Annotated in this window: 20 protein-coding genes; 5 read left to right on the forward strand and 15 right to left on the reverse strand. The window is 46.5% G+C overall.

Annotated elements, in window-relative coordinates:
* Nucleotides 1–7: 7 nt before the first annotated feature.
* On the reverse strand, nt 8–1261 hold the full coding sequence (locus AC53GJ_RS13655) for a pyridoxal-dependent decarboxylase, exosortase A system-associated (RefSeq protein WP_496728385.1): 1254 nt from the start codon (nt 1259–1261) through the stop codon (nt 8–10).
* Nucleotides 1258–2853, reverse strand: coding sequence for an acyl-CoA ligase (AMP-forming), exosortase A system-associated (locus AC53GJ_RS13660; protein WP_496732798.1), 1596 nt, complete (start codon nt 2851–2853; stop codon nt 1258–1260). The genes AC53GJ_RS13655 and AC53GJ_RS13660 overlap by 4 nt, the downstream gene beginning before the upstream one ends.
* Nucleotides 2854–3015: 162 nt before the next feature.
* Between AC53GJ_RS13660 and AC53GJ_RS13665 the strand changes: the two genes are divergently transcribed.
* Together AC53GJ_RS13665 and prsT are read left to right on the forward strand one after the other, a co-directional pair.
* A complete protein-coding gene (locus AC53GJ_RS13665) occupies nt 3016–3252 on the forward strand; it encodes a phosphopantetheine-binding protein (protein WP_496728387.1) in 237 nt (78 codons plus the stop codon).
* 107 nt (nt 3253–3359) lie between these two features.
* Nucleotides 3360–6116 carry an XrtA/PEP-CTERM system TPR-repeat protein PrsT gene (gene prsT / locus AC53GJ_RS13670; RefSeq protein ID WP_496728389.1) on the forward strand — a complete coding sequence of 919 codons (2757 nt, stop codon included), beginning with the start codon at nt 3360–3362 and terminating at the stop codon, nt 6114–6116.
* Between the two features lie 439 nt (nt 6117–6555).
* Here prsT and AC53GJ_RS13675 read toward each other — a convergent pair whose 3' ends face one another.
* The 4 genes from AC53GJ_RS13675 to AC53GJ_RS13690 all read right to left on the reverse strand — a co-directional run bounded on the left by AC53GJ_RS13675 (nt 6556) and on the right by AC53GJ_RS13690 (nt 10519).
* Entirely contained in the window at nt 6556–7455 is a 900-nt protein-coding gene (locus tag AC53GJ_RS13675) for a PEP-CTERM sorting domain-containing protein (protein ID WP_496728391.1), read from the reverse strand.
* Nucleotides 7456–7776: 321 nt separating this feature from the next.
* Entirely contained in the window at nt 7777–8676 is a 900-nt protein-coding gene (locus AC53GJ_RS13680; protein WP_496728393.1) for a ThiF family adenylyltransferase, read from the reverse strand.
* Nucleotides 8677–8703: 27 nt separating this feature from the next.
* Nucleotides 8704–9453: a PEP-CTERM/exosortase system-associated acyltransferase gene (locus AC53GJ_RS13685; RefSeq protein WP_496728395.1), complete on the reverse strand. Its 750-nt coding sequence runs from the start codon at nt 9451–9453 to the stop codon at nt 8704–8706.
* A 211-nt stretch (nt 9454–9664) separates the two neighbouring features.
* A complete protein-coding gene (locus AC53GJ_RS13690) occupies nt 9665–10519 on the reverse strand; it encodes a patatin-like phospholipase family protein (protein ID WP_496728396.1) in 855 nt (284 codons plus the stop codon).
* 143 nt (nt 10520–10662) lie between these two features.
* Here AC53GJ_RS13690 and AC53GJ_RS13695 point away from each other — a divergent pair, with 143 nt between their 5' ends.
* From AC53GJ_RS13695 to prsR, 3 genes are read left to right on the forward strand one after another with little or no spacing between them, the layout of a single operon-like run.
* On the forward strand, nt 10663–11406 hold the full coding sequence (locus AC53GJ_RS13695; RefSeq protein ID WP_496728398.1) for a S1 family peptidase: 744 nt from the start codon (nt 10663–10665) through the stop codon (nt 11404–11406).
* A 13-nt stretch (nt 11407–11419) separates the two neighbouring features.
* On the forward strand, nt 11420–13444 hold the full coding sequence (prsK, locus tag AC53GJ_RS13700; RefSeq protein ID WP_496728400.1) for an XrtA/PEP-CTERM system histidine kinase PrsK: 2025 nt from the start codon (nt 11420–11422) through the stop codon (nt 13442–13444).
* A gap of 25 nt (nt 13445–13469) precedes the next feature.
* A complete protein-coding gene (prsR, locus tag AC53GJ_RS13705) occupies nt 13470–14861 on the forward strand; it encodes a PEP-CTERM-box response regulator transcription factor (protein WP_496728402.1) in 1392 nt (463 codons plus the stop codon).
* Between the two features lie 332 nt (nt 14862–15193).
* Here the strand turns inward: prsR and AC53GJ_RS13710 are convergent, their stop codons facing one another.
* The 9 genes from AC53GJ_RS13710 to epd form a co-directional block, all read right to left on the reverse strand.
* Nucleotides 15194–16450: a tetratricopeptide repeat protein gene (locus AC53GJ_RS13710; RefSeq protein WP_496728404.1), complete on the reverse strand. Its 1257-nt coding sequence runs from the start codon at nt 16448–16450 to the stop codon at nt 15194–15196.
* 2 nt (nt 16451–16452) lie between these two features.
* Complete coding sequence (locus tag AC53GJ_RS13715) at nt 16453–17073, reverse strand: energy transducer TonB (protein ID WP_496728405.1); 621 nt, start codon at nt 17071–17073, stop codon at nt 16453–16455.
* 1 nt (nt 17074) lies between these two features.
* Nucleotides 17075–17476 carry an ExbD/TolR family protein gene (locus AC53GJ_RS13720; protein ID WP_496728407.1) on the reverse strand — a complete coding sequence of 134 codons (402 nt, stop codon included), beginning with the start codon at nt 17474–17476 and terminating at the stop codon, nt 17075–17077.
* Between the two features lie 13 nt (nt 17477–17489).
* Entirely contained in the window at nt 17490–18014 is a 525-nt protein-coding gene (locus AC53GJ_RS13725) for a MotA/TolQ/ExbB proton channel family protein (RefSeq protein ID WP_496728409.1), read from the reverse strand.
* On the reverse strand, nt 18014–19267 hold the full coding sequence (locus AC53GJ_RS13730; protein ID WP_496728411.1) for a MotA/TolQ/ExbB proton channel family protein: 1254 nt from the start codon (nt 19265–19267) through the stop codon (nt 18014–18016). Before AC53GJ_RS13730 ends, AC53GJ_RS13725 begins: the two co-directional genes overlap by 1 nt.
* Before the next feature lie 117 nt (nt 19268–19384).
* Nucleotides 19385–20155, reverse strand: coding sequence for a DUF3450 domain-containing protein (locus AC53GJ_RS13735; protein WP_496728413.1), 771 nt, complete (start codon nt 20153–20155; stop codon nt 19385–19387).
* A 239-nt stretch (nt 20156–20394) separates the two neighbouring features.
* Complete coding sequence (fba, locus tag AC53GJ_RS13740; RefSeq protein ID WP_496728415.1) at nt 20395–21459, reverse strand: class II fructose-bisphosphate aldolase; 1065 nt, start codon at nt 21457–21459, stop codon at nt 20395–20397.
* Nucleotides 21460–21574: 115 nt separating this feature from the next.
* Nucleotides 21575–22756 carry a phosphoglycerate kinase gene (locus tag AC53GJ_RS13745; RefSeq protein ID WP_496728417.1) on the reverse strand — a complete coding sequence of 394 codons (1182 nt, stop codon included), beginning with the start codon at nt 22754–22756 and terminating at the stop codon, nt 21575–21577.
* Entirely contained in the window at nt 22743–23795 is a 1053-nt protein-coding gene (epd, locus tag AC53GJ_RS13750; RefSeq protein ID WP_496728418.1) for an erythrose-4-phosphate dehydrogenase, read from the reverse strand. Before epd ends, AC53GJ_RS13745 begins: the two co-directional genes overlap by 14 nt.
* Nucleotides 23796–23805: the final 10 nt, after the last annotated feature.

Here is a 23805-nt window from a genome sequence, read left to right on the forward strand (position 1 = left end):
GCAGCAATTACAATAAAATTTCGCTGACCGCCGGGTGGCCAAGAAAATCTTGTGGACTGGCGGTTGGCCCATAAGCGCCGGATTGAAACACAGCCACCCAATCCCCGACTGCAGCCACTGGCAATTCCATCCGATCAGCCACTATATCCAACGGGGTACATAGCGGCCCCACCACTGTCACTTGTTCGGTTGCTGCTTGTCCCATCCGATTGGCAATGGCCACCGGATAGTTTTTCCGGATCACCTGACCAAAATTACCTGAGTTCGATAAATGGTGATGTAAACCACCGTTACAGACCAGATAAGTGGTGCCGCGCGACACTTTTTTATCCAGCACCTGGCAGACATATAAACCGGCCTCGGCCACTAAAAACCGGCCTAACTCCATCACCAGTTCAATACCGGCAAAATCAGCCTGATACTGCTCGGTCAGTTGCTGTAAACAAGCGCCAATGGGTGCTAATTCCAGCCGTTTTTCACCCGCAAAATAAGGAATGCCAAGACCGCCGCCTAAATTGATCACCTCTGGCCGGTAGGGGCAAGCCGCAGTCAGCCTGGCTGCCAACGCAAAAGTTAGCTGATGGGCTTCCATCAAGGCGTCCGGCTTTAAATTCTGTGAACCACAGAAAATATGAAAACCACGCAACTTAACGGCATAACCGGAAAAATCAGCCAGCAGCGCAAATACTTGCTCTTCATCGATACCAAAAGGTTTGGCACCGCCCGCCATCTTCATACCAGAAGATTTAAGTTCAAATGCCGGATTGACCCGCAGTGCCACCTGCGGTGTTAAAGCGGCAGCGCGACCCAGCAAGTCAATACGATTGAGCTCACCGACAGATTCCACATGCAAGGTCACACCCAGTGTGATGGCTGACAATAGTTCAGCATCACTTTTACCTGGACCGGCAAAACTGATGTCCTTGACCGGCATGCCACTTTGCACCGCCAACAGCATTTCTTTTTGTGAGGCCACATCAAAACCGTCCACCAGAGGTTTTAAATGTTGCACCACCGGCGGATACGGATTGGCTTTCACCGCATAATGCAATTGAATACGTGCCGGCATGGCTTGGCGAAAACGCTGCACCTGGCTTGTGATCACCTGACGGTCATAGGCATAAAACACTTTTTTATCCAGGGCGGCACTAATTTGACTCATCGTCAGGCCACCGACAGTCAGCTCAGCACCTTGCTGCACAAACTGCGTCATATCATCATGTTGCGGCGTCTTCACTGTTTTGCTTAGCTCTGCACTCACTGGGCAGCTCCTGTAAAATAATCCTGATACTGACCTGCCAGTAATTTGCGATCAATTTTGCCATTGGCATTTTTTGGCATAGTGCCCACTTGTAACAACACCTTCGGCAACATAAAACCTGGCAAAGTGCGTTTGAGTTGCAGCAGCCAGGCCTGACTGTCAATCTCTACCTCAGCCTGACAGGCCACCAGCACCATAATCGCCTGGTCCAAATCCGGATGTGGCAAGCCTAAAGCCGCCACATCAACGATACGCCGATCCAGCGCATAGACGGCTTCTTCCACCTCAGTCGGACTGACTCTGTTGCCAGAGGTTTTAATCATTTCATCGCGCCGACCGATAAAATACAAAAAACCTTCGTCATCGTATTTCACCGTATCACCAGACCAAACCGCCAAAGGCCGATGCTGGACGCCGGCAGGCAGCACCGGATCAAACTTAAAGCGCTCAGCGGTTTTCTCCGGCGAATTCCAGTAGCCAAGACTGACCAGAGGCCCACGGTGTACCAGCTCCCCAGGTTCATTCGGTCCGCATAAAGAACCATCTTCGCGCACCACCAAAATTTCCGCATTCGGAATGGCCTTCCCCATTGAACCCCGTTTACGGGCTAAATGTTCAGGCGGTAAGTAGGTGGAACGAAAGGCTTCGGTCAAACCGTACATCAGATAAGGCTGGGCATTGGGGAAGATTTGTTCGAGTTGGCTCAATAACGCCTCCGGCATAGCGCCACCTGAGTTGGTCAGATAACGCACTGAGCTGGTGGCGCCCTCAGGCCACTTTGCTTTGGCCAGTTGCGCCCAGAGTGGCGGCACCGCAGCTAATCCGGTCACCTGATGTTGCGTGATGGCTTTGACCACATCCTGCACCAGAAAAAAGTCCAGCAACACCACGGTAGCGCCACGTAAAAATGCGGTGGTCAGTTGGCTGAGGCCATAATCAAAGCTAAGCGGTAACAGCGCCAACAACACATCATCGGCGGTATTACGCAAATAGTCCGACACACTATATGCACCCACAATCATATTGCGATGCGATAACACCACCCCTTTGGGCTTACCAGTGCTGCCTGAGGTATACAAAATAGCTGCCATATCGGCATCGGTCAGCGCCACCCGTTGCGAAGGCGCCGCCATTTGTGCTGGCTGGTGGAAAGCGGCAATATGCAAATGACCTAATTGTTGCTGATAAGAGCCCGGCACATCGACTAACAACACAGTGCGTAAATCAGGGCACAAAGCCAGTTCAGCTTGCAGACTGGTAAAACGATCCTGACTTGTCACCAGAATACGGACATTACAATCTTGCAAAATATGCTGCACTTGCGTCGGTTTCAGCGCCGGATTGACCGGAACAAAAACACCACCACAGATTGAACTGGCAAATAATGTCGTGACAGTTTCAAATTGTTTTGGCAAATAGACAGCAACTCGTTCCTGACGACTCAGCCCCTGCTGTTGCAAGGTTGCAGCTGCCGCCTGCACCATTTCGGCAAGTTGCAGATAGGTGATTGATTCGCTTTTAAATTTCAACGCAGTACGCGTTGAAAATTGCTGTGCGCCCGACAGCACAATATCATGCAGATTGATAATCATACGACCCTTAAGACAATTCACTTTTAGTCCTTTTGTGTGCAATAATAAAACACTTTAATCAGAAAGCCGACTGTATTTTTTGTTCAGATTTGATTTGTGCCGTGCATAATCATCTCAGGTGATTCAGTTGTTGCAAAAACCGCGCTACTCAAGGAACGATCCATGACACATCAATTACTTACCGATATTCTCAATTCTGTTTTACAAATTGATAAAAGCTATCAGACAGACACTGCTTTATTAGGCGCTATCGCTGAATTCGATTCAGTCGCCGTGATTAGCGTGATCACCACGTTGGAAGAGCAGCTTGGTATCAGTGTCGACGATGATGAAATTTCAGCAGAAATTTTTGAAACTTTTGGTTCATTACTGAGCTTTGTCGAACAAAAACAAGGCTAACAGGAATTGCTGCCGGCGCTGCGATGCCGCAGCTGACCGGCGGACACACTGGAAAACAGGATTTATGGATAATCACTCAGCCTGGCTGAGCCAACCGGAGTCTCGTCATGAAAACACGTAGTATAGTCGCAGCAGGGATCATCGCAGTTCTGAGTACCGGTTGCAGTCAAAAAGACAGCGCCGCGCACTTTGCTGATGCCCAGAAATTTTTACAGCAAGAAAACTATTCTTCCGCCGTCATCGAATTAAAATCTGCAGTGCAACAAGAGCCTGACAACAAAGACTATCGACTGGCGCTGGGTAAGGTTTATCTGAAATCTGGTGATTTGGCGGCAGCCAGTAAAGAATTCGAACGCGCCATTGAACTTGGCGTGGAAAAAGATTTGGTGGTCGCGGGTTTATTCCGCAGTTACTTTGGTAACAAAGACTACAAAGCGGTGCTGAGTAAATTCATCGATGACAGCGCCATTTCGCCAGCCCAGCATGACTATCTCGACTTATACCGCGCTTTGGTCGAAGCCGACTCTGATGATCAGGCCAAAGCTGAGGAAATTTTCCAGCGGCTGAGTAAACAACAACGCAATGCCGATGTCGCCATTTTTGCCGAAGCAGCCATCAACACTAACGCCAAAAACTTACCGGCAGCTATTGCGACTTTGGGCAAAATTACCGATGCCAGCTTGTTATATCCGGATGCTTTAGTGTTTAAAGCACGTTTGCAACAAAGCAATGCCGAAGATAAAGCGGCCATTGAGACCTTCAAAGCTTATTTAACAGTGATGCCGCGCGACTTTGCCGCCCAACTGATGATGACGCAAAGTATGGTGACGCTGGAACAATATGATGATGCTGAAAAAGAATTGGCATTTTTATTAAAAACTTTTCCGGAACAGCCTTTTGCCAACTTTTTAAAAGCTGTAGTGCTGTATGAGCGAAAAGATTTCACCGGTGCGAAAGAACATGCCGAACGGGCGTTAAACAATGGCATGAAAGACGACAGAACCCGTTTACTGGCGGCACTGAGTTCGTTAAACCTGAATCTGGAAACGCAGGCGCTGGTCCATCTGGATGCAATCAAGCATACTTTGGCTGCCAATCCGGAACTTGAAGCCTTACATGCGTCGTTATTGCTGAAAAACGGCCGTGCCGATGAAGTGAATAAAAATTTATTGGCCAAAGATCCAGCCAGTCTGGATTACCGGGTCATTGCCGCAACTTCATACCAATTGATGAAACAAGGCTCAGCCGGTGCCGCCCGTGATCTGATTAAGAAATACGAAAGCGGCGGTATTAAAGATGATGCCGCAGTCTCCATGCTGGCGACCGTCAAACTTGGGGTTGAAGGCCTGGAGCAACAGGGTCTGCAGGAATTGGAAAATGCGTTAAAAACCGATCCAAATGCCGATAGTACTCGGATTGTATTGGCGCAAAGCTATATCCGCAACCGCGAATTTGATAAAGCAGATGCGCTGGCGGATAAATGGCTGGCCGATCCGAAACAAGCACTGGTGGGTTATAACCTGAAAGCTTATATCGACCTGTTACAAAATAATCAGGCCGATGCCAGCAAGATGTTGGAGCTGGCGCAACAAAATACCGCCAATAATCCGTTTACTCTGATGTTGCAAGCCATGGTGGCCGCCCGTGAGAATAAACTGGAACAATCTGCTGCCCTGCTGAAAAAAGCCGTCACTGAAGATCCGAAGTATGTGCCAGCCTTGTCACAATATTATGCCATCAGCAAAGCGTTAAATAATACCGCCGATGCCGTCAAACTGAGTGAAGATGCAGTGGCAAAAAATCCGGACAATCCGGATCTGCGGCTGACTATGGCATCGATTTATTTGTCAGAACAAAAACCACAAGCCACTGTTGAAACACTGACCGGGCCTGGGGTCAAAATGAGTAACAAATCACCGCTGTATTGGGCTTTATTACTCAATGCGCACGCCCAGCAGAATAACCCGCAGCAAGTACTGGCGGTCAGTCGGGAATGGGTAGCTGCCAATCCGGAATCTGCCGATGCAGAGCTGTCATTTGCCAGCGCGCTGGCTGGCACCGGTGATTACAAGCGAGCGATTGAACTGATTGATAAAAACCTGAAAAAATTGCCAAATCATCCAAAATTGCTGCGCAGCAAAGCTTCTTACCTGGCTGAGTCCGGTGATTTTAAAGCCGCCTTGGCGACTATCGAGCAACTGGGTGCGGAAGAAAATAAAAATCCGGAAGTGATGTATCTGAAAGGCCGGTTATTTGCAGCGGCCGGTCAGCAAAGTAAAGCCATTGAATTGTTAGAACAAAGCTATCAGCAAGCGCCAAATCCGGCTGCATTGTCGGCACTGGCCGATCTGACCGCAGCGTACCGCTCGCCAGCGAAAGCGGCGGAAATGATCCAGGCCCATCTGCAGAAACATGGCGATAATGCATCCTTACGTGCTTTGTATGCTAACTATGTGCTGGCTGATAAACCTGAAGAATCCATTGCGGTGTATCAGCAAGTGCTCAAAGATGACAGTAAAGATTTTGTCGCGCTGAATAACTACGCCTGGTTGTTGTCTGAACAAAACAAGCTGGACGAAGCCGTGGTACAAATTCGCCGAGCGCTTAAACTGGTGCCAAATCATCCGGATGTACTGGATACTTACGGTAAAATTTTACTGAAACAGCAAAAATTCCAGCAAGCGGAAGAAACCTTTGCCAAGTCGCTGGAAATCAGACCGAAACATGCTGAAGTACAACTGCATTACGTGGAGTCGCTGATCAAAACCGATCAGAAAAACAAAGCCAAGGCAGTGTTAAGCACGATCGAAACCACAGACCAAGCCTTGTTAAAGCGTAAAGCTGAACTGGAAACGGCAATCTAAGTTAACTCCGATTCTGAACATTGGAAGCCTGGCTAAATGCCGGGCTTTTTTACATGCGCAGCAATAGGTCAGCTTCCAGGATGCGTAGGTTGAATGCCAAACCTTGGGCTTACCACGAAGTGCACCACCAAGTGCACCACGAAGTGCGACCTGTAATGCCCAATGCAGAGCGACAGTCCAACAGTTGATGGCTGAGTCGCGGTAAATGAAAAAGCCGAGGGAGTTTTGGTGCCTTCCAGCCCTTTGCAGAGCTCTGTCCTATTGACCGACCATTCACATTATCAACAGCATGAGGCTGGACGCCAAGCGTTGGATTGGACGTCAAGAGCATAAGCAGGAATAGCATGGGTTCTATCAGAGCAAAAAACCCGGCGAGAATGCCGGGTTTTTTATACTTGCGAAACTGTCGCACTGTAAAAACAGTGCGACAACTGGCAAATTATTGTGCTTTTTTGTTTCTGCGGCTGAAGCCTAAACCTAGCAGGCCTAAACCTAACACTGCAACTGAAGTTGGCTCAGGTACTGAGAACGACAGTGAACCGTCATGCAGGGCGCGAGCTAAAGTAAAGGTCTTAGTTCCGGCGTCATAACCAGTCACAGCTGGTAAGGCAGCTACGTTTTGGTCAACCAGAAAGTTAAACTTCTGCTGTAGACCGTCTAACGCCAACTCGTCATGCAATTCACGGAAAGATTTGTTCACACCATTTGAATTGGTGTTAAACAGATCGCCTGCAACTACACCATTGATACTGTCAGTGGTGTTAAAGTTGGTTAAATAACCAGCCAAAATGGTTGCGCTTGGAATGTTGCCACCAGTGGTCACACTCATATCAAACAACCGGGTAAAACAGGCTGTGTTATTTGCGATGGCACAAGATGACACGTTGGTGGTTGCATAGAAAGAAATAGTACCGCTAGTCCAGTTTACACCACCGAACGCATCGATAGTACCAACCAGATTGTCAAAACCAAAACTCAGTTCCCAGCCATTTTTATAACCATTATTGCTTGGACCAAAGGCGCCAAACTGTTGTGGTAAAAATGAACTGATGGAGTTGTTGCCAAACAAAGCGGCAAAGTTATTAAAACCTGAGCCTTTTAAACCACCGGTAGAAGTGATCACATCACCAGCATCGATAGTTAAGTTGTTGTTGGTATCAACCACTTTTGACCATGAGTTGTAGTTAAACTGCAGCTCTTCTAACCAGCCAGTGGTGGTCACACCATCGACTTTATTGGCGTTACCGCCATAGTTAGCTCCGATATCGATGTAGATTGGTTGCGCAAATACTGGTGCTGCTAACAGTGATGCGACTAACGCTAATGCTTTCACTTTCATTTGATACTCTCCGTTGAATTTGGGTCATGCTCTGCCTTTGCTTAATAGATAAAGCAAAGGCTGTGCCAAGTGTTAAATCATTGATTTTAAATGCATTTAAAAAGAGTGGTTTCACTACTGATAAAAAAGCTGACACCAGGTGAAAAGTTTTGGCCAGAATTATGGAACAGCGTTATCGCACTGGCTCGAGCCACCACCCGACTGAGATAGTACTGAACAAAGTTTAAGATGGCATTGTCTGACATCCCGCGCTGGCTATAAAAAAACAGCCATCATAATAAGGATGGCTGTTTTTGGTCTCTCAAGTCGATTTTGAAGCTGTCAGCTCATTTGCAGAATTTTTTTCAGCCGCCAGAACATATACTTTTGCAGCGGGTTTTTATTGCCAAATGGCCGCCAGGTTTTAATCAGTTTGTTACGATAGGCATCAAAATGTAAGCCGTGCGGCGCATGGATCACGTCGCCGCGTTGCAGAATGATTTTCAGCACATTGGTGCAAAGCACACCAGCTGCCAATGAAATACCCATACAAGTCGAAGGCACTTTTTTCTTGAAGAAATTGACAGAACTGCGTTCCACCAAATAATGCCGTTGTTGCACCGATGGCGAAACGCCAATCACAAAACGCATAATATTGTCGCTGAAGATTTGCTGCCGCTCGGCTTCTGTGGCATTTGCCGGCGTCGCTTGCATACAAAAGTATTCTTCAAAGGTCATCTGGCCCGGCATAAATACCAGCATGGCAGTGCCCATCCCCATCGGCGCTGCCGTGATACAAGGAATGCCTTTTTCATAACAACGTTGAAAAACTTTCCGCCGGATTTCCAGCGCAAAAATATCCAGGCTATCAATATAAATGGAGACGCCATCCAAAAACTCTTCCAGATTATCTTCATTGATACCCTGATCAAAATTACGGATTTTTGCTTCCGGATTGATATTACTCAGGGTTTGCTCCATCACCGCAGCTTTAGGCTGCCCCACCGTCAGCATAGATGCCCCGGCCTGGCGATTGAAGTTAGGAATATCGTAGGTATCCAGATCTGAAATATGAAACTGCCCTATGCCCAGCCTGGCACACACAATCGCATGGTCGCCACCGACACCACCCAAGCCACCGATAGCCACTTTGGTATGACGTAAAACTTGTTGTTCAGCTGCGGTGACCCAACCGATATTGCGGGAAAATGCTTCATTGTAATCAAACTTATACTCAGACACATCAGCCTCCTTGGCTGTTTGCTGCTATCAGGCTAAAGCAATCGCCCGACCAAAATAGTTATCTTCTGATTCTGCTGTCGTGCCATCGTTTCGGAATAAGTCAGCTTCGACACTTTCCAGCAATTTGACATAACCAGAACTCATGGTTTTTTTCAGCGATCGGGAGTCAACATAATAAGGTGCGCGCTTGCCATGAAATTCAATGGTTTCACCAATTTTGGTGAAATTAATACCGACAAAACTCAAACTACGGGCCAATCGCGGCTCCATCATCACAAACACATGATAACGTTTGGTTTTATAAGACATAGCTGCTGCAGCCATATACAAACAGATGGCAATAAAAGGGAAACAACGCAGTTCAGTGGCAGAAAACACCGATTCATCAATCACACCGGTCGCCCCACCTTCAAACTTATCAATTTGACGCTTGCGAAAGGCGGCTGGTACTGCCAAGCGTGACATTTCACAAACTTCTGAGCGGGCAAAATTTTTCGGATGCAGTTTTTCGTCAGTCAGTGAATGTGAACAAAATTGCTCCATTGGCAGCAATTCTTGATCGTCAGAAGAGGTTATCAACCGAACTGTGCCTGCCAGAGCAGAACTTTTCAGGTGACGAATAAAACAGTGAATAGCTCTTGGGTCAAACTCATCAAACTCTTCGTAACCTTGCCGGACATCTTCAAAATGCAATTCTTCACAGTAAACCTGATGTCTAAGCTTGTAAACTTCCCGACGAAGCTCGTCAGATTTAGCAATCTGTGGTTTTAGATACATCGAAAAGTGCTCTGCAATTGAGTTTGCTTCATTACTGGCAAGCGTAGACATGGCCTTTTTAACAAGGGGACCAATAATTGGTTTGTCCGCTAAGCCTTTCAGCTGTTTCATATGATACCTCGTTAAATTAGGATCAGGAAAACAGTATCACGCTGTTTTCCTGCTTTAGCCTGACAGAAAATACCTAACCCTATCTAACCACAACTAATATTTAATTTTCCAAAAAATAACTCTTTAACTTGATTGGAATCACAGAAAATGCCGTGTTGTAGCCAATATCGTACAAATGTTCTTTTTCTGCACTGGTCATATCAAACTTTACCGAAGAAATATGACCAGTATTAATCACCACAGTGTTATGCCAGAATTGCGCGTGTACATACTCTCTGGACACTGCATTCATAAAAGTCTGGATCAACATCAGCAGATAAGACTTAAGCGGAAACAACCTGCTGTGTCTGACCGGTCCAAACTCACTTTCACTTTTCAAACGGAAACATAACACCGGCACGCCCTGACAGGACCAGTCCTGATGTAAAGCATCTTCTGACAACACCACCCCATCCGTCATGATGTGGTCACCAAACTTTTTAAATGAAAACATCAGTGGAATGGACATCGAATAGCGCACCGCCAGCGACACTTTAAAATCCGGGGTATTTTTTTTATTAAATACCACAGGGCCACCACCATTAATATCTGTGGCTAATACATGTAAATCCAATTCCATGTCGGCAAAAGTACGACCACCTAATTGCTGATCCATCCATTGCTCAAAAAAATCACCACTGGACAAACCACCGGTTCGCAATAAGTTAATCAGCGAAAAGCCACGAAACTGACGGAAATCAGTCTCCAGCGCCAGTTGTTTTAATTCCACCAGACTTTTACCTGACGCCAGCAAAGCCGCCACAATACTGCCGCCAGACACCCCGACTACAGTGGTAAATTCCAGTTCTAACTGACGGAGCGCATTTAATATACCGATATAACAAGGGAGTCTGGTACCACCACCGGAAAAAATAGGCACAATTTCACGACTGTTGCCTGCGCTGAACGACGACATCCACACTCCTTTAGCCGGTTTTGCTGTCAAAGTCTGGTTTTGAGTATGAACCAAAATACTAAAGTTGCGAATTTGATTTCCTCAGCCAGCATCCGCGGTTACACTTATTTCCTGCAAAAATCTTAGCCTGAGATGGTATCGAAATGCAAAAAATTTTACTGTTTATCAGTATGTTATATTCATGTGCTCTGCAAGCGGCAGATTTAGTGTCTTTATTGCCTCAGGTCAAACCCGCCGTGGTGGCTATTGGCATCTATAATCCAACCGCAGCGCCAAGGCTGAAATTAATCGGCTCCGGTTTTGCCGTGTCGCCAGGGAACCGCATCGCCACCAACTTTCATGTGATAGAAAAAACACTCAATAGCAGTCAGAATGAAAGTTATGTGGTGTTATCTGGCCATGGCCCTCAACCAACCATGCATCGGATCCAGCACACAGTATCAAGTAGAGAGCATGATTTGGCGCTGCTAACGATAGCAGAAAAATTGCCTTTTCTGGCCCTGGCAAGTTCTGAGCTGATTGCTGAAGGTACCGAAATAGCCTTTACTGGTTATCCTATCACCGGCGTTTTGGGACTATACCCTGCCACCCACCGCGGCATTATCAGTGCAGTAACCCCAATTGCCATTCCGGCGGATCATTCCACCGCTTTAAATCCACGCACCTTGCGACAATTACAACAACCTTTTATGGTGTATCAGTTGGATGCCACCGCATACCCAGGCAATAGCGGTAGCGCCGTTTATCGTCAGTCTGATGGCAAGGTAGTGGCGATCATTAACATGGTGTTAGTCAAATCCAGCAGAGAAGCCGTATTAAGTGATCCAAGCGGCATCAGCTTTGCTATCCCGGTGACTCACTTACAACAGTTATTACAAAAACAATAACAGAGATTAAACCATGTTCGAAGCTCTTGAGTTTGGCCGTTATGGCTTTTTGACAGCAGCCGCTGGTTATCTGGTGTTTTTTGCCTTGTTGTTGACCGTCAGAAGCAAAACCGCGCATAAAAGCCTGCTCCTCAGCTATAGCCTGTTGTCGGTACTCTGGGCTTTGGCCAACAGTCAAATACAGTTTGATCCATATTCTGCGCATTATTCTTTTCTGGTAGAAAATCTGCAGAAAATCGCCTTGTTTTTTTTCTTATTTGCCGCGCTGAATAAAAAAGATCTGTCGTTGCGCGAACTGTTAATGCAGAAAAAAAGCCAGCTTTTGCTGCTGTTGTTTGGCTGCTGGCTAATCATGGGCTCGGTCGGACTTTTGGGTTTACAAATTCAACTCATGTCTGCGTTAATGCTGACCATAGTACTGATGGCACTGATTGAAACCATTTATCGGCAGTCGGCGCTACAAAAATGGCAATTTAAACCGTTAATTATTGCCCTGGGTGTGGTGCTGCTATTTGATTTTTATCTGCTGGCAGAAGCGACCTTGCTTGGCCGGATTAACCATCAGACCTGGCAGGCCAGAGGTTATGTCCACGTGTTAATGCTGCCATTTTTAGTAGTCGCGGTAAAACGGATTAAATCCTGGGGTATTAACGTTTATGTCTCCAGAGATATTGTGTTGCAAAGTTCACTGGTGCTGGCTTCAGGAGTGTACCTTTGTATTTTGGCTCTGGTTGGATATTACCTGAGTTATTTTGGTGGTGATTGGACCACCTTATTACAGGTCGTTTTTATCGTGGGTGGCTGTGTCATCCTGTCAGTGCTGCTGTTTTCTGATGCGATCCGCCGCAAGTATAAAGTTTTTATAGAAAAACATTTTTTTGCTAACACTTTTGACTATCGTGAAAAATGGGTAGCTCTGAGTCGGGAATTAAAACAAATAGAAATTGCCGATCAAAATGCCCCTGCCGTTTGTATCCAGGCCTGGTGCCATGCCATTGGCTACAGTCGTGGTGCTTTGTTACGCTTTGTGCAAACTAAAGCTGAAGTACTGGCAACCACAGCTGATTATCAACCCAACGAGCAGGATCTGGCACTGACCCTGTTATATCAACATAAATTTTCGAAGAAAAACTGGTTGCTTGACTTCGATGACCGCCACGACCCTGATGTGAAAGATTTTCTCCAATTGCAAGCCAGCCACAAACCGTCTTTTTCCTTGCTGGTACCAATCCAGCATAATGGCCAGCTTTGGGGCTGCTGTTTGTTATCGCCTGAAGTGAATGAACGGCTAAAACTCAACTGGGAACTGCGGGATTATCTGAATGCGGTCTCTGAACAAATTTCCAGTTCTTTGTTCATGAGCGAAGCCAGTAAAACTTTGTCAGAGAATGCCCAGTTTATAGCGTTCAGTCGGATGTCGGCCTTTGTGCTGCATGATTTAAAAAATGTCAAAGCACAAATCGATATGCTGCTTAAAAATGCGAAAAAACACCGGCATAATCCAGAGTTCGTCGATGATGCCTTTGACACTATCGAAGCTATGCAAACCCGGTTACAAAATATGCTGGCGCAATTGACCAATAAACAATCCGTTCAGGAACAAAAAAAACAGGTCCAGGTGGCCACCTTATTACAGAAACTGATTGATGAAAGATGCAGTCATCAGGAACCAGTACCGCAATTAATTGTCACTGAAGACTGTAAACTATTTCTTGATGCGGAACGTTTTACCAATGTGCTATTTCATTTGATCGATAATGCGCAACAAGCCACTGCAGCAGATGGTGAAGTCAGGCTGAAGCTGAGCGTGCAGGACAGTTGGCTGCATTTAACCATCAGCGATACAGGTTGTGGTATGAGCGCAGATTTTATTCGAGACCGTTTATTTAAACCTTTTGATACGACCAAAGGTAACGCCGGCATGGGTATTGGTGCCCACGATGCGCTGACCTTTATTCAGCAGCAACTTGGGGCGCTGGAAGTACACAGCGAATTAGATGTTGGTACTACCTTTACCATCAGGCTTCCATTACACTAAGAACACCTTAAACACGGAACGTTGTATGAAAACTTTACTCGCAATTGATGATGATGTAGGCATTCAGAAACAGTTAAAATGGAGTTTAACCGATTATGAACTTATCCTCGCTGGGGATCGTGCTTCAGCTTTACAGCAACTCAGACGTTATGAACCTGCAGTCGTCACCCTCGATTTGGGCTTACCGCCGGATCCGACCAATGCGACTGAAGGTCTGGCTTGTCTGACCGAAATTCTGCAACACAATCCGGACTGTAAAGTCATTGTCATTACTGGCAGCACAGATACAGAGCATGCGCTGCAAGCTGTGGCACTGGGTGCTTATGACTATTATCAGAAGCCGATTGATGTCGATGTGCTGAATGTGATTGTCAGCCGTGCTTTTAAGCTCAGTGAACTGGAAGCAGAGAATAAAGCGCTCAAAGCCAGTAACTATAAAAGCCAGGATATCATCGGTAACAGCGAAGCCATTCTGAAAGCCTGTCGCATGGTGGAGAAAATCGCGCCAACTGAAATCACCACCCTGCTGTTAGGTGAAAGCGGCACCGGCAAAGAAGTGTTTGCCCGCTCGATCCATAAACAAAGTCCCAGGGTAAGCAGACCTTTTGTCGCCATCAACTGTGCATCTATTCCGGATAATTTGCTGGAAAGCGAGTTATTTGGTTACGAAAAAGGTGCATTTACCGGTGCACACAAAACGACATTAGGTAAAATTGAAACTGCGAATGGTGGCACTTTAATGCTGGATGAAATTGGCGATATGCCACTGGCATTACAGGCAAAAATGTTACGTTTCCTGCAAGAGCGGGTTATTGAACGAGTTGGGGGTCGAAGTGAAATCGAAGTTGATGTTCGTGTCATCTGCGCCACCCACCGTAACTTAGCGGAAATGGTCGCTGAAGGCTCATTCCGGGAAGATTTATTCTATCGGGTGAGTGAGATCACCTTAAATATCCCGCCGTTGCGTAATCGTGGTCAGGATATTATCGTGATCGCCAAGTCATTACTGCAAAAGTTCAATGTTGAATTTAACACGAATATTCAGGGATTTACCGAGGATGCCATCAACGCTATGTTAGGGCATCGCTGGCCTGGTAATATTCGCGAATTACAAAATAAGCTAAAGTCTGCCGTCATTATGGCTGACAACAAGTTTATCTGTGCCGAAGACCTGGGACTATCGGCACAACAATCGTCAAGTCCCCCCACCATGACATTGCGAAAAGTGCGGGAATTGGCCGAAACCCAGGCCATTCGGCACGCTTATAATTTGTCAAATGGCAATCTGTCAAAAACAGCAGATGTACTCGGCGTAACGCGCCCGACTTTATATGCGTTAATCGAAAAGTATAAAATGTTGGATTTGCGCAGCTCCGAAATTGAAATCAGCAATGGCTCCGCTGCCAGCGAGGTCTGATAGCAGCAGATGCCGGTTTTATCATTTTTCCAATAGTTGGACGCCAAGCGTTGGACGCCAAGCGTTGGACGCCACGCGTTGGACGCCAAGCGTTGGATGCCACAAAGCCCAGCACTGCAACATTTTCTACCAAACACCTTTCTATGACAGCTGTCAGACTGCCCCGACGCTTTGCGCCGGGTCCAGTCCCTATGTGAACCTACTATATACTGCATGCAAATCAGTAGGTTGAGCTCGATGTGTGTAGCTCAACACGTTGCTGATTGCAGAATAAAAAAAACCTGCACATAAAGCACAGGTTTTTTATTTTACTACCTACTCAGCGGCAAAGATTACAGGCTAATGCCTTTTTTCTCTGCACGTTGGCGGATAATGTTTGACCAGCCGTTGGCAAATTTTGCCTGGCCGTTATCACGTGCTAATTGCGCATGACGATTGGCTTCTTTCAGTTTTCCCTGATCAAAATAGGCAACTAACAAATCAGCATGCACCTTGCCTTTATCTTTGACACCGTTTTCCAGTGCTTTTAATAAGGCATTGACAGCTGCATCTGTTTGATTCGCCAGCAACAGGGCATTACCCTGCCGACGGTATAAATCACCATCTCTTTCAGCCTGAGCGAGTTCACCGAAATAAGCAGCAGCTTTCTTAAAATCACGGGCAGCATTATAAGAACTGGCGATTGCCAGCATATTGGCACGGTCTTTTTTCACCAGACCGGCTTTCATATGCTTTTCTAATAATGCAGCAGATTTATAAGGCACATTGTTGTTGCTATACAGTTGCGACAACAGCTTAATTTCGTTTTCTTTCGTCAGATAACCTTGCTTATAAGCCATATTGAAAATAGCTAAAGCACGGTCATACTGTTCGTCCATCGCGTAGAACTGGCCTAAACTGATCCATGACATCTTTTCCTGAGGGAACAGAGTCACGATGGTTTCAAGCACTTCAATCGCTTTTTTGTTTTGCTTAAGTTCATAATAAGCAACGTACTTCATATCATAAGCAGCCTTTTTAGGCTCTTTGAAGTAAGCGATTGCCTTATCAGCATGCGGGATAATTTTAGCAAACTGTTTTAACTCGTAATAACAGTTTGCAATCCGCATCTCGACATCAGGATTCAGTTCACCAGTAAAATCCAGCCAGGCTGTATACAGCTTGATAGCCTTCTCATACTGTTTTTCCATCAAAGTGATGTCAGCTAAGGTCTTTAACGAAGCCGAATGGTCAGCAAAACTCAGCACATCAAGCTTGACTGCTTCTTCCAGAAAACGGGAAGCTTTGGCCGGATTTTTCTCAGCGTATAAAGAGCCGAGGAATCTGGCGCGAAATGCTTTGTCGAAATCTGTAGTGGCCTGAATCGGCTCCAGCAATGCTATAGCTTCTGCAATTTGATTTGCATTGTATAACTCATATGCTTTCGCAATGGCTTTACCAACTTTTTCACCAACAGCCTGAGATTTGCGCGCTTTACGTTCGGCAATTTTTGCCGCATCAGGTGCAGCAAAAGCTGAACTGACAGGTAAAGCAGCCACACCGACCACAGCAAACACCATCAACGCAGATGTAAGTTTATTAAATTTCATAATTAACCCCCACTGCTATCAAGGTTGAAGTCAAGCTGGATAGTCAGACCTGTTTGTTTTAAGGCCACACCATTTTCAACTTTCGCTGAATATTTCCAACGTTTCATTGCACGAATTGCTTCACGGTCAAATACCCGTTTTGGCTGCGCATCGATGACTTCAATTTCATCAACGCTACCATCTGGCATGATGGAAAAACGCAGTTTAACCCAGCCATTGATGCCATCACGTGCCGCTTGCGGCGGATATTTTGGTTCAATCCGAACGATCGGCGTCGCATCACCATCGCGCATCATCGCTGAAGAAGGATCGTTCAAACCAGCTTCTGCACCACCAATATCAACAGTAGGTGCATTAAAACCGATTGTACCGACATCATTCGTCTGCGTATCCTGCACCATTTGCTGCTTTGGCGGCTCAGGTGGCGGCGGTGGTGGCGGTGGCGGTACCCGAACACGAGTCTGAGCTTTTGATTCAGGCGGTGTCGAGTTTATTTCAATAACGATTTGTTCCTTTTTTGCATTGGTGAACGCATCATCCCCATCAACCAGGAACGCCATCAATACGTATAGGAAAAACGTTATTACCGCACCAAATAATAGTGAGAGTAATAACCTTACCATATTACTTATTCTCCGCAGCGATCGAGATCTTATCGATACCTGCCAGCTTGATTTGGTCCATGACTGAAACTACCACACCATGCTTCGCTTCTTTGTCCGCCAGAACGATTACAGTATCAGTTGGAGATTCAGCTAACAGTTTTTCTATGGTAGCGCCAACACGCTCCACGTCAACAGCACGTTTATCTAACCAGATTTCACCGTTTGCACGGATAGCAACGAAAATGGTTGCTGATGGTTTAGATTGTGCTTTTGCCGCTTTTGGACGGTTAACATCAATACCGGCTTCTTTCACAAATGACGTTGTCACAATGAAGAAGATCAGCATGATGAATACAACGTCCAGCATTGGAGTTAAGTCAATTGCTGCCTCTTCGGCTTCACGTCTGATTCTACGTGCCATAAATTACTCTCTATCAATGATGAGGCAAGCTGTCAGCCAATTTATGAACTGCTGACTTGACCTTACCTTCCAATTTGGACGATACAAATACGCCAGATAAACATGCAACCATACCAGCCATTGTTGGAATTGTTGCCATTGAAATACCTGCCGCCATCAGTCTTGGGTTACCAGTTCCTTGTACCGCCATAATTTCAAATACAGCGATCATACCGGTTACAGTGCCTAACAAACCAATCATCGGACAAACAGCAATTAAGGTATTAATTACATTCATCCGCTCTTTCAGTTTAGATTCAGCTTCTGACACCCACGCATCACGGATTTTATGCGCATACCATGAGGTTGTATCGGTGCGTGCGTTCCAGTCTGCGATGATCTTGTCACGCAGAACTGGATACTCACGGGCGATAAACCAAAAGCGCTCAATGATTAAAACCCACATCATAAAGAGCACAAAGGCGACGATATATAATACATCTCCGCCGGTTGCGATAAAATCCCTGACAGATTCCCAAAGCTCTATCAGGCTATGCATTATGCTTTCTCCTTCTCCGCATGAGCAGCGATGATACCAGCGCTTTGCTCATCCAGGATATGCAGGATTGAGTTAGATTTAGACTGTAACAGTGAGTGGATGAACAGCAGTGGTAATGCACACAGCAGACCCTGAACTGTTGTTACCAACGCCATTGAAATCTGACCAGCCATGATTTTCGGATCACCAGTACCGTGCAGAGTAATCATCTGGAACGCACCGATCATACCAACAACTGTACCTAACAGACCCAGTAATGGACCTACTGCAGCAATCAGCTTCAGAATACCGATACCTTTTTCGATAGCCGGAGTTTCGCGCATAATGGCTTCATCCAGTTTCAGCTCCAGGTTTTCTACGTCAACGTTTTTGTTGTCGTGGTAAACTTTCAGGATACGGCCCAGCGCGTTTTTCTCTGATGGGTTAGACAGGTTTTTCAGTTGACCATTGATACCAGACTGAGCGCTGGTCAGGGCAATGTAACGAACTGCTGCAATCAACAGACCGATGATTAACAGGACAGTGATTACGTAACCTGGAGTACCACCTGAGTGGAACTGTTCTTCCAGCGTAGCTTCCTGAGTTTTCAGACGCAGTAAGTTTCCGCCAGTTGGGTCAACATAAACTGGTGCAACAGAACCTGCAGCTGTGTTTTTGAAACTTACCGCATCAGCAACAATATAATCTTCTGGCTGTTTTGCCAGAGGTTGCATTTGCTGAGTTTCAGAGTTGAATACCAGGTAACCAGTATCAGAGATCAGGTTGAATGAACCAACACGGGTAATATTGCCCTGAGCAGTTTCACCTTCCAGTGTGACATAAGAAGAATCGAACTTAGTGACCTTGGAAGACTCTGTCATTTCAGTTTGCAGAGCGATCCACAGTTCTTCTAATTCATTGATAGTTGGTAATTCTTTTGCAACAGACAGTTTTTTCAGCAGTTCTTCACGGCCTTTATACTGTGCGCTGATGTTTGACGTAGAGATTGCACCGATAGTTTCAGTGGCGTTACCACGGACGATACCAAACATCTCACCTAAAGTACCCTGAGCAGCTTGTAACTCAGCTTCTTTAGCAGCCAGTTTGCCTTCATTGTCAGCAAATTTTTGCGTTAATGCTTTACCACGAGCTTCTTCAGCAGCAAAAGCGGCTTTGGCTTTGTTTAACAGTGCTTGTTTGTCAGCGCGGTCAGACAAAAACTCCTGCTCACGAGCAGTATCCAGTTTAGCTTCGGAAGCGCGGTCTTTTTTCACTTGCTCTAACAGCTGATCCAGCTTGGCTGTATCTGCTGCAGCAGATAAACATACGCCCGCTGACATGGTCATAGCAGCAGCAATGACTAAACCTTTAAACACTTTCTTCATTTATAATTACTCCGCTGCTAACACTGGAAGTTTTAATAAGGCTACCGGAGCTTGTTTACCGGCAACACGAATAGCTAACTTGGTTGACTGCAGGTATTCTTCACCCAGAGCTTCCCACTGATTCGTTTTCTTATTCCACATCCAGGCTTGTTTGTCATCCAGCGTCTGAGCTAAAAACGCAACACGACCAATCACCACGAAGTTTACGGTTTTCTCGCCGCCATCAACATTCAGTTTGTCAGTGTAAGTATTCAGTACTGTGCCTAACTGGCGTTCAGCCTGGTAAGCATCAATAACTAAACGATACATCTCAGAAGTTGCAAAGTTTGAATTTGTCAAGCTGTCACGAACACGTTGAATACGCGCCAGACGCTTTTCCAAGTCGATAGGCATATCAGCTTTCACGAAAGCTTCGAGCGTATCAATCATTTTGTACATTAAAGGAACGATGCCTTGTTTAGTACCTTCGATGGTGCCAATTTGCTTGTCAAAAGAAGCAAGGTTGGCATCCTGATCAGCCACCAGAGTTGCAACGTGGTCGTTGTAAATCTTCAGGTTTTCAGTTTGCTCTACCATAACACGGTATTCAGCCAGTAATTCTGCTGATTGTTCGTAGATGTTATTAACTTTTTCCTGAGACTGAGCTGAAGCTTTAGTGATTTGAACACCAACGTTGGTGATCTCTTTCAATGAAGATGCCTGAGCAACTCCACCGAACATGAAGGCACCAACGACTGCTGATGCGATCAGGCTTTTACGAATTTTATTGTTAGACATAGTTCCCAACCAATAATTGCTGATTAACGTAACCTGTATAGTGAAAGGTCAGACTTGTAAAAAAGTATGACCTGGTTAGAGGGTAAACCGTCCGCATCATTGCAGCAATTCCGGGGGTTGTCAATATAAGCACCACAGCTCCCAGCCGTTGTTTGCTGAAATTTTTGCTTGCAATTTACCCTTGCATGAATGTTTAAAATTTCTCAATTAAAAAATTAAAAAACCATTCATTTTTTAGTTTATTTTATGTTCGGCGTCAGTTTGCCTGAACTATACAACTTCACCATTTGCTCAAGTGAAATGGCTTTGATTTTTGACCCCTGACCAGCAGCGCCAAACGCCTGGTAGCGGTCTTTACAGATCTCAGTCATGGCCTTGACTGATTCCTGTAAATACTTGCGTGGATCAAACTCTGCTGGATTTTGCGCCATAAAACGGCGAATTGCACCCGTCGAGGCCAGGCGCAAATCGGTGTCAATATTGATTTTACGCACGCCGTGTTTGATGCCTTCCTGAATTTGTTCCACCGGCACACCATAGGTTTCACCAATGGCGCCGCCATATTGATTAATAATGGCCAGCCAGTCTTGTGGTACTGAACTGGAACCATGCATTACCAGATGGGTATCCGGAATGCGGGCGTGAATTTCTTTAATCCGTTCAATCGCCAGAATATCACCTGTCGGCGGCCGGCTAAATTTGTAAGCACCGTGTGAAGTCCCTACCGCAATCGCCAGTGCATCCACGCCAGTCGCTTTCACAAACTGCGCAGCTTCTTCCGGATCGGTCAGCATCTGGTCATGACTGAGCACACCTTCGGCGCCAATACCGTCTTCTTCACCTGCTGTACCTGTTTCAAGACTACCTAAACACCCTAATTCGCCTTCGACTGAAACACCACCAGCGTGAGCCATTTCTACAACACTGCGAGTTACATTGACGTTGTAGTCATAATCCATCGGTGTTTTGCCATCAGTCCCTAAGGAGCCATCCATCATCACCGATGAAAAGCCCAATTGGATCGCCTGTAAACAGACCGCCGGTGACGTACCGTGGTCCTGATGCATCACCACCGGAATATGCGGAAACTCTTCCACCGCCGCCAGGATCATATGGCGCAGGAAAGGCGCACCGGCATACTTACGAGCGCCGGCAGAAGCCTGTACTATCACCGGACTGTCAGTGGCATCTGCGGCCATCATGATGGCGCGGATCTGTTCTAAATTGTTGACGTTAAATGCAGGAACCGCGTAACCAAATTCAGCTGCATGATCAAGCATTTGCCGTAACGATATTAAAGCCATAAAGTTCTCTCTTTAGGTAGGGTGCAGAAATTAAGCACTGACGCCAGCGGCTGTTGCTACAGCGCAGCTTGCCGGTTGAACCGATCGTATGGCTGCCGTCAGTACCTTGTATGGTTTAGCCGTTTAAAGCCCGCTGTTGTAAGATTTCTACTGCCGGTAAGGTTTTGCCTTCGAGGAATTCCAGGAAAGCACCACCACCGGTGGAAATATAAGAAATCTGCTCAGCCACACCATATTTATCAATAGCTGCCAGCGTGTCACCGCCACCAGCAATAGAAAATGCATTACTTTGCGCAATCGCTTCGGCGATAGCCTTGGTGCCGGCGGAGAACTGCTCAAATTCGAACACCCCGACCGGACCATTCCAGACGATTGTACCGGCATTTTTTAAAATGTTAACTAACGCAGCAGTACTGTCAGGGCCTATATCAAAAACCATGTCATCGATGGAAATGTCCGCTACTTGTTTTAACTCTGCCACCGCATCTTCGCTAAATGCTTTGCCTGTCACAACGTCTGTTGGCACCGGAATATGGCCGCCATTGGCGGTCGCCGCCGCCATCAATCGTTGTGCTTCCGGGATTAAGTCATTTTCACAAAGGGACTTACCGACATTGTGGCCAGTTGCCGCAATGAATGTATTGGCAATACCGCCACCGACGACCAATTGATCAACAATGCCTGACAGTGACTCTAAAACTGTCAGTTTAGTTGACACTTTAGAACCACCCACAATAGCCACTAACGGCCGTTTTGGATTTTTTAACGCTGCAGCCAGTGCATCCAGCTCAGCGGCTAATAAAGGACCGGCACAAGCCACGGCGGCAAAACGTGCCACCCCATGGGTAGTCGCCTGCGCGCGATGCGCGGTGCCAAATGCATCCATCACAAACACATCACATAAAGCCGCCAGTCTGCGGGATAACGTCTCGTCGTTTTTGCCTTCGCCTTGGTTAAAACGAACGTTTTCAAACACCACCACTTCACCGGCTGCAACGTCAATCCCGTCCAGGTAGTCTGCGGCCAGTCTGACCGGTGCAGTTAATGCGTTTTGCAGATAGTCGACCACCGGCTGCATGGAGAATTCAGCCGCATAAACGCCCTCTTCCGGCCGCCCAAGGTGTGAACACACCATCACTTTGGCTCCTTTATCCAGCGCCAGTTGAATGGTTGGCAGTGCTGCCCGTAACCGGGCATCTGAGGTGACTTTACCGTTTTTTACCGGCACATTTAAGTCTTCGCGGATCAGCACTCTTTTTCCGGCCAAATCCAGATCAGCCATTTTAATTACCGACATGACAAGCTCCTTCTGAGAAATGAGATAAATCTGACTGCATCATGGCACAGGCGGTATCAATCATTCTGTTGGCAAAACCCCATTCGTTGTCGCACCAAACCAAACATTTTACCAACCGCTTATGACTGACTCTGGTTTGCGAGCCGTCAACAATGCAGGAATGTGGATCATGATTAAAATCAACTGACACTAAAGGCTCTTCAGTGTAGTCAAGAATTTGTGGCAATAATTGTTGCCGTGCTTGCATAAAGGCGGCATTAATAGCCTCGACAGTGACATCCTGATGCAGGGTGACACTTAAATCCATCGCTGTGACATTGACGGTGGGCACCCGCACCGCAATGGCTTCGAAACGACCGGCCAGATGCGGCATGATGCGCTCAATGCCGCGTGCCAGTTTGGTATCGACCGGAATGATCGACTGACTGGCAGCACGGGTCCGCCGCAGATCCGGATGGTAAGCATCAATCACCTGCTGATCATGCATCGAGGCATGAATAGTGGTAATAGTACCGCTTTCTACGCCAAAACTGGCATCCAGCACACTCAGCACCGGGATAATACAGTTGGTGGTACAGGAACCAGCCGACACCACCCGCATCGTCGGCGTCAGCTGTTGATGATTAATCCCATAAATAACAGTGGCATCGATATCCTGGCCAGCCGGATGAGAAAATAACACTTTTTTCGCCCCGGCCGTTAAATGCAACATGGCATCAGCACGGCTGGAAAATACCCCGGTACATTCCAGCACTATGTCAACATTCAGCTCAGCCCAAGGTAACAACGCTGGATCAGCCTGATGAAACAGCGCAATGGCATCACCAGCCACCATCAGGGTTTGTTGTTGCAAAACTACAGGAAAGGCAAAACGACCGTGAGAAGTGTCATATTTCAACAGATGAGCCATACCCCTGGCTTCAGCCAGCTCGTTGATGGCGACTACCTGAATTTTATGTTGTAAATTATTTTCATAAATCGCCCGCACTATATTACGGCCGATCCGGCCAAAGCCGTTGATTGCAACTCTGATGGTCATGCTGTTCCAG

It is taken from the genome of Rheinheimera sp. B2H12, assembly GCF_059620065.1.

Bases quoted from the DNA above. Each gene is read 5' to 3' on its own strand.
- AC53GJ_RS13710 (WP_496728404.1), bottom strand. From the start codon at position 16,450: ATGAAATTTAATAAACTTACATCTGCGTTGATGGTGTTTGCTGTGGTC.
- AC53GJ_RS13665 (WP_496728387.1), top strand. From the start codon at position 3,016: ATGACACATCAATTACTTACCGATATTCTCAATTCTGTTTTACAAATT.
- AC53GJ_RS13690 (WP_496728396.1), bottom strand. From the start codon at position 10,519: ATGTCGTCGTTCAGCGCAGGCAACAGTCGTGAAATTGTGCCTATTTTT.
- epd (WP_496728418.1), bottom strand. From the start codon at position 23,795: ATGACCATCAGAGTTGCAATCAACGGCTTTGGCCGGATCGGCCGTAAT.
- prsT (WP_496728389.1), top strand. From the start codon at position 3,360: ATGAAAACACGTAGTATAGTCGCAGCAGGGATCATCGCAGTTCTGAGT.
- AC53GJ_RS13725 (WP_496728409.1), bottom strand. From the start codon at position 18,014: ATGCATAGCCTGATAGAGCTTTGGGAATCTGTCAGGGATTTTATCGCA.
- AC53GJ_RS13685 (WP_496728395.1), bottom strand. From the start codon at position 9,453: ATGTATCTAAAACCACAGATTGCTAAATCTGACGAGCTTCGTCGGGAA.
- fba (WP_496728415.1), bottom strand. From the start codon at position 21,459: ATGGCTTTAATATCGTTACGGCAAATGCTTGATCATGCAGCTGAATTT.
- AC53GJ_RS13715 (WP_496728405.1), bottom strand. From the start codon at position 17,073: ATGGTAAGGTTATTACTCTCACTATTATTTGGTGCGGTAATAACGTTT.
- prsK (WP_496728400.1), top strand. From the start codon at position 11,420: ATGTTCGAAGCTCTTGAGTTTGGCCGTTATGGCTTTTTGACAGCAGCC.
- prsR (WP_496728402.1), top strand. From the start codon at position 13,470: ATGAAAACTTTACTCGCAATTGATGATGATGTAGGCATTCAGAAACAG.
- AC53GJ_RS13745 (WP_496728417.1), bottom strand. From the start codon at position 22,756: ATGTCGGTAATTAAAATGGCTGATCTGGATTTGGCCGGAAAAAGAGTG.
- AC53GJ_RS13735 (WP_496728413.1), bottom strand. From the start codon at position 20,155: ATGTCTAACAATAAAATTCGTAAAAGCCTGATCGCATCAGCAGTCGTT.
- AC53GJ_RS13660 (WP_496732798.1), bottom strand. From the start codon at position 2,853: ATGATTATCAATCTGCATGATATTGTGCTGTCGGGCGCACAGCAATTT.
- AC53GJ_RS13675 (WP_496728391.1), bottom strand. From the start codon at position 7,455: ATGAAAGTGAAAGCATTAGCGTTAGTCGCATCACTGTTAGCAGCACCA.
- AC53GJ_RS13720 (WP_496728407.1), bottom strand. From the start codon at position 17,476: ATGGCACGTAGAATCAGACGTGAAGCCGAAGAGGCAGCAATTGACTTA.
- AC53GJ_RS13695 (WP_496728398.1), top strand. From the start codon at position 10,663: ATGCAAAAAATTTTACTGTTTATCAGTATGTTATATTCATGTGCTCTG.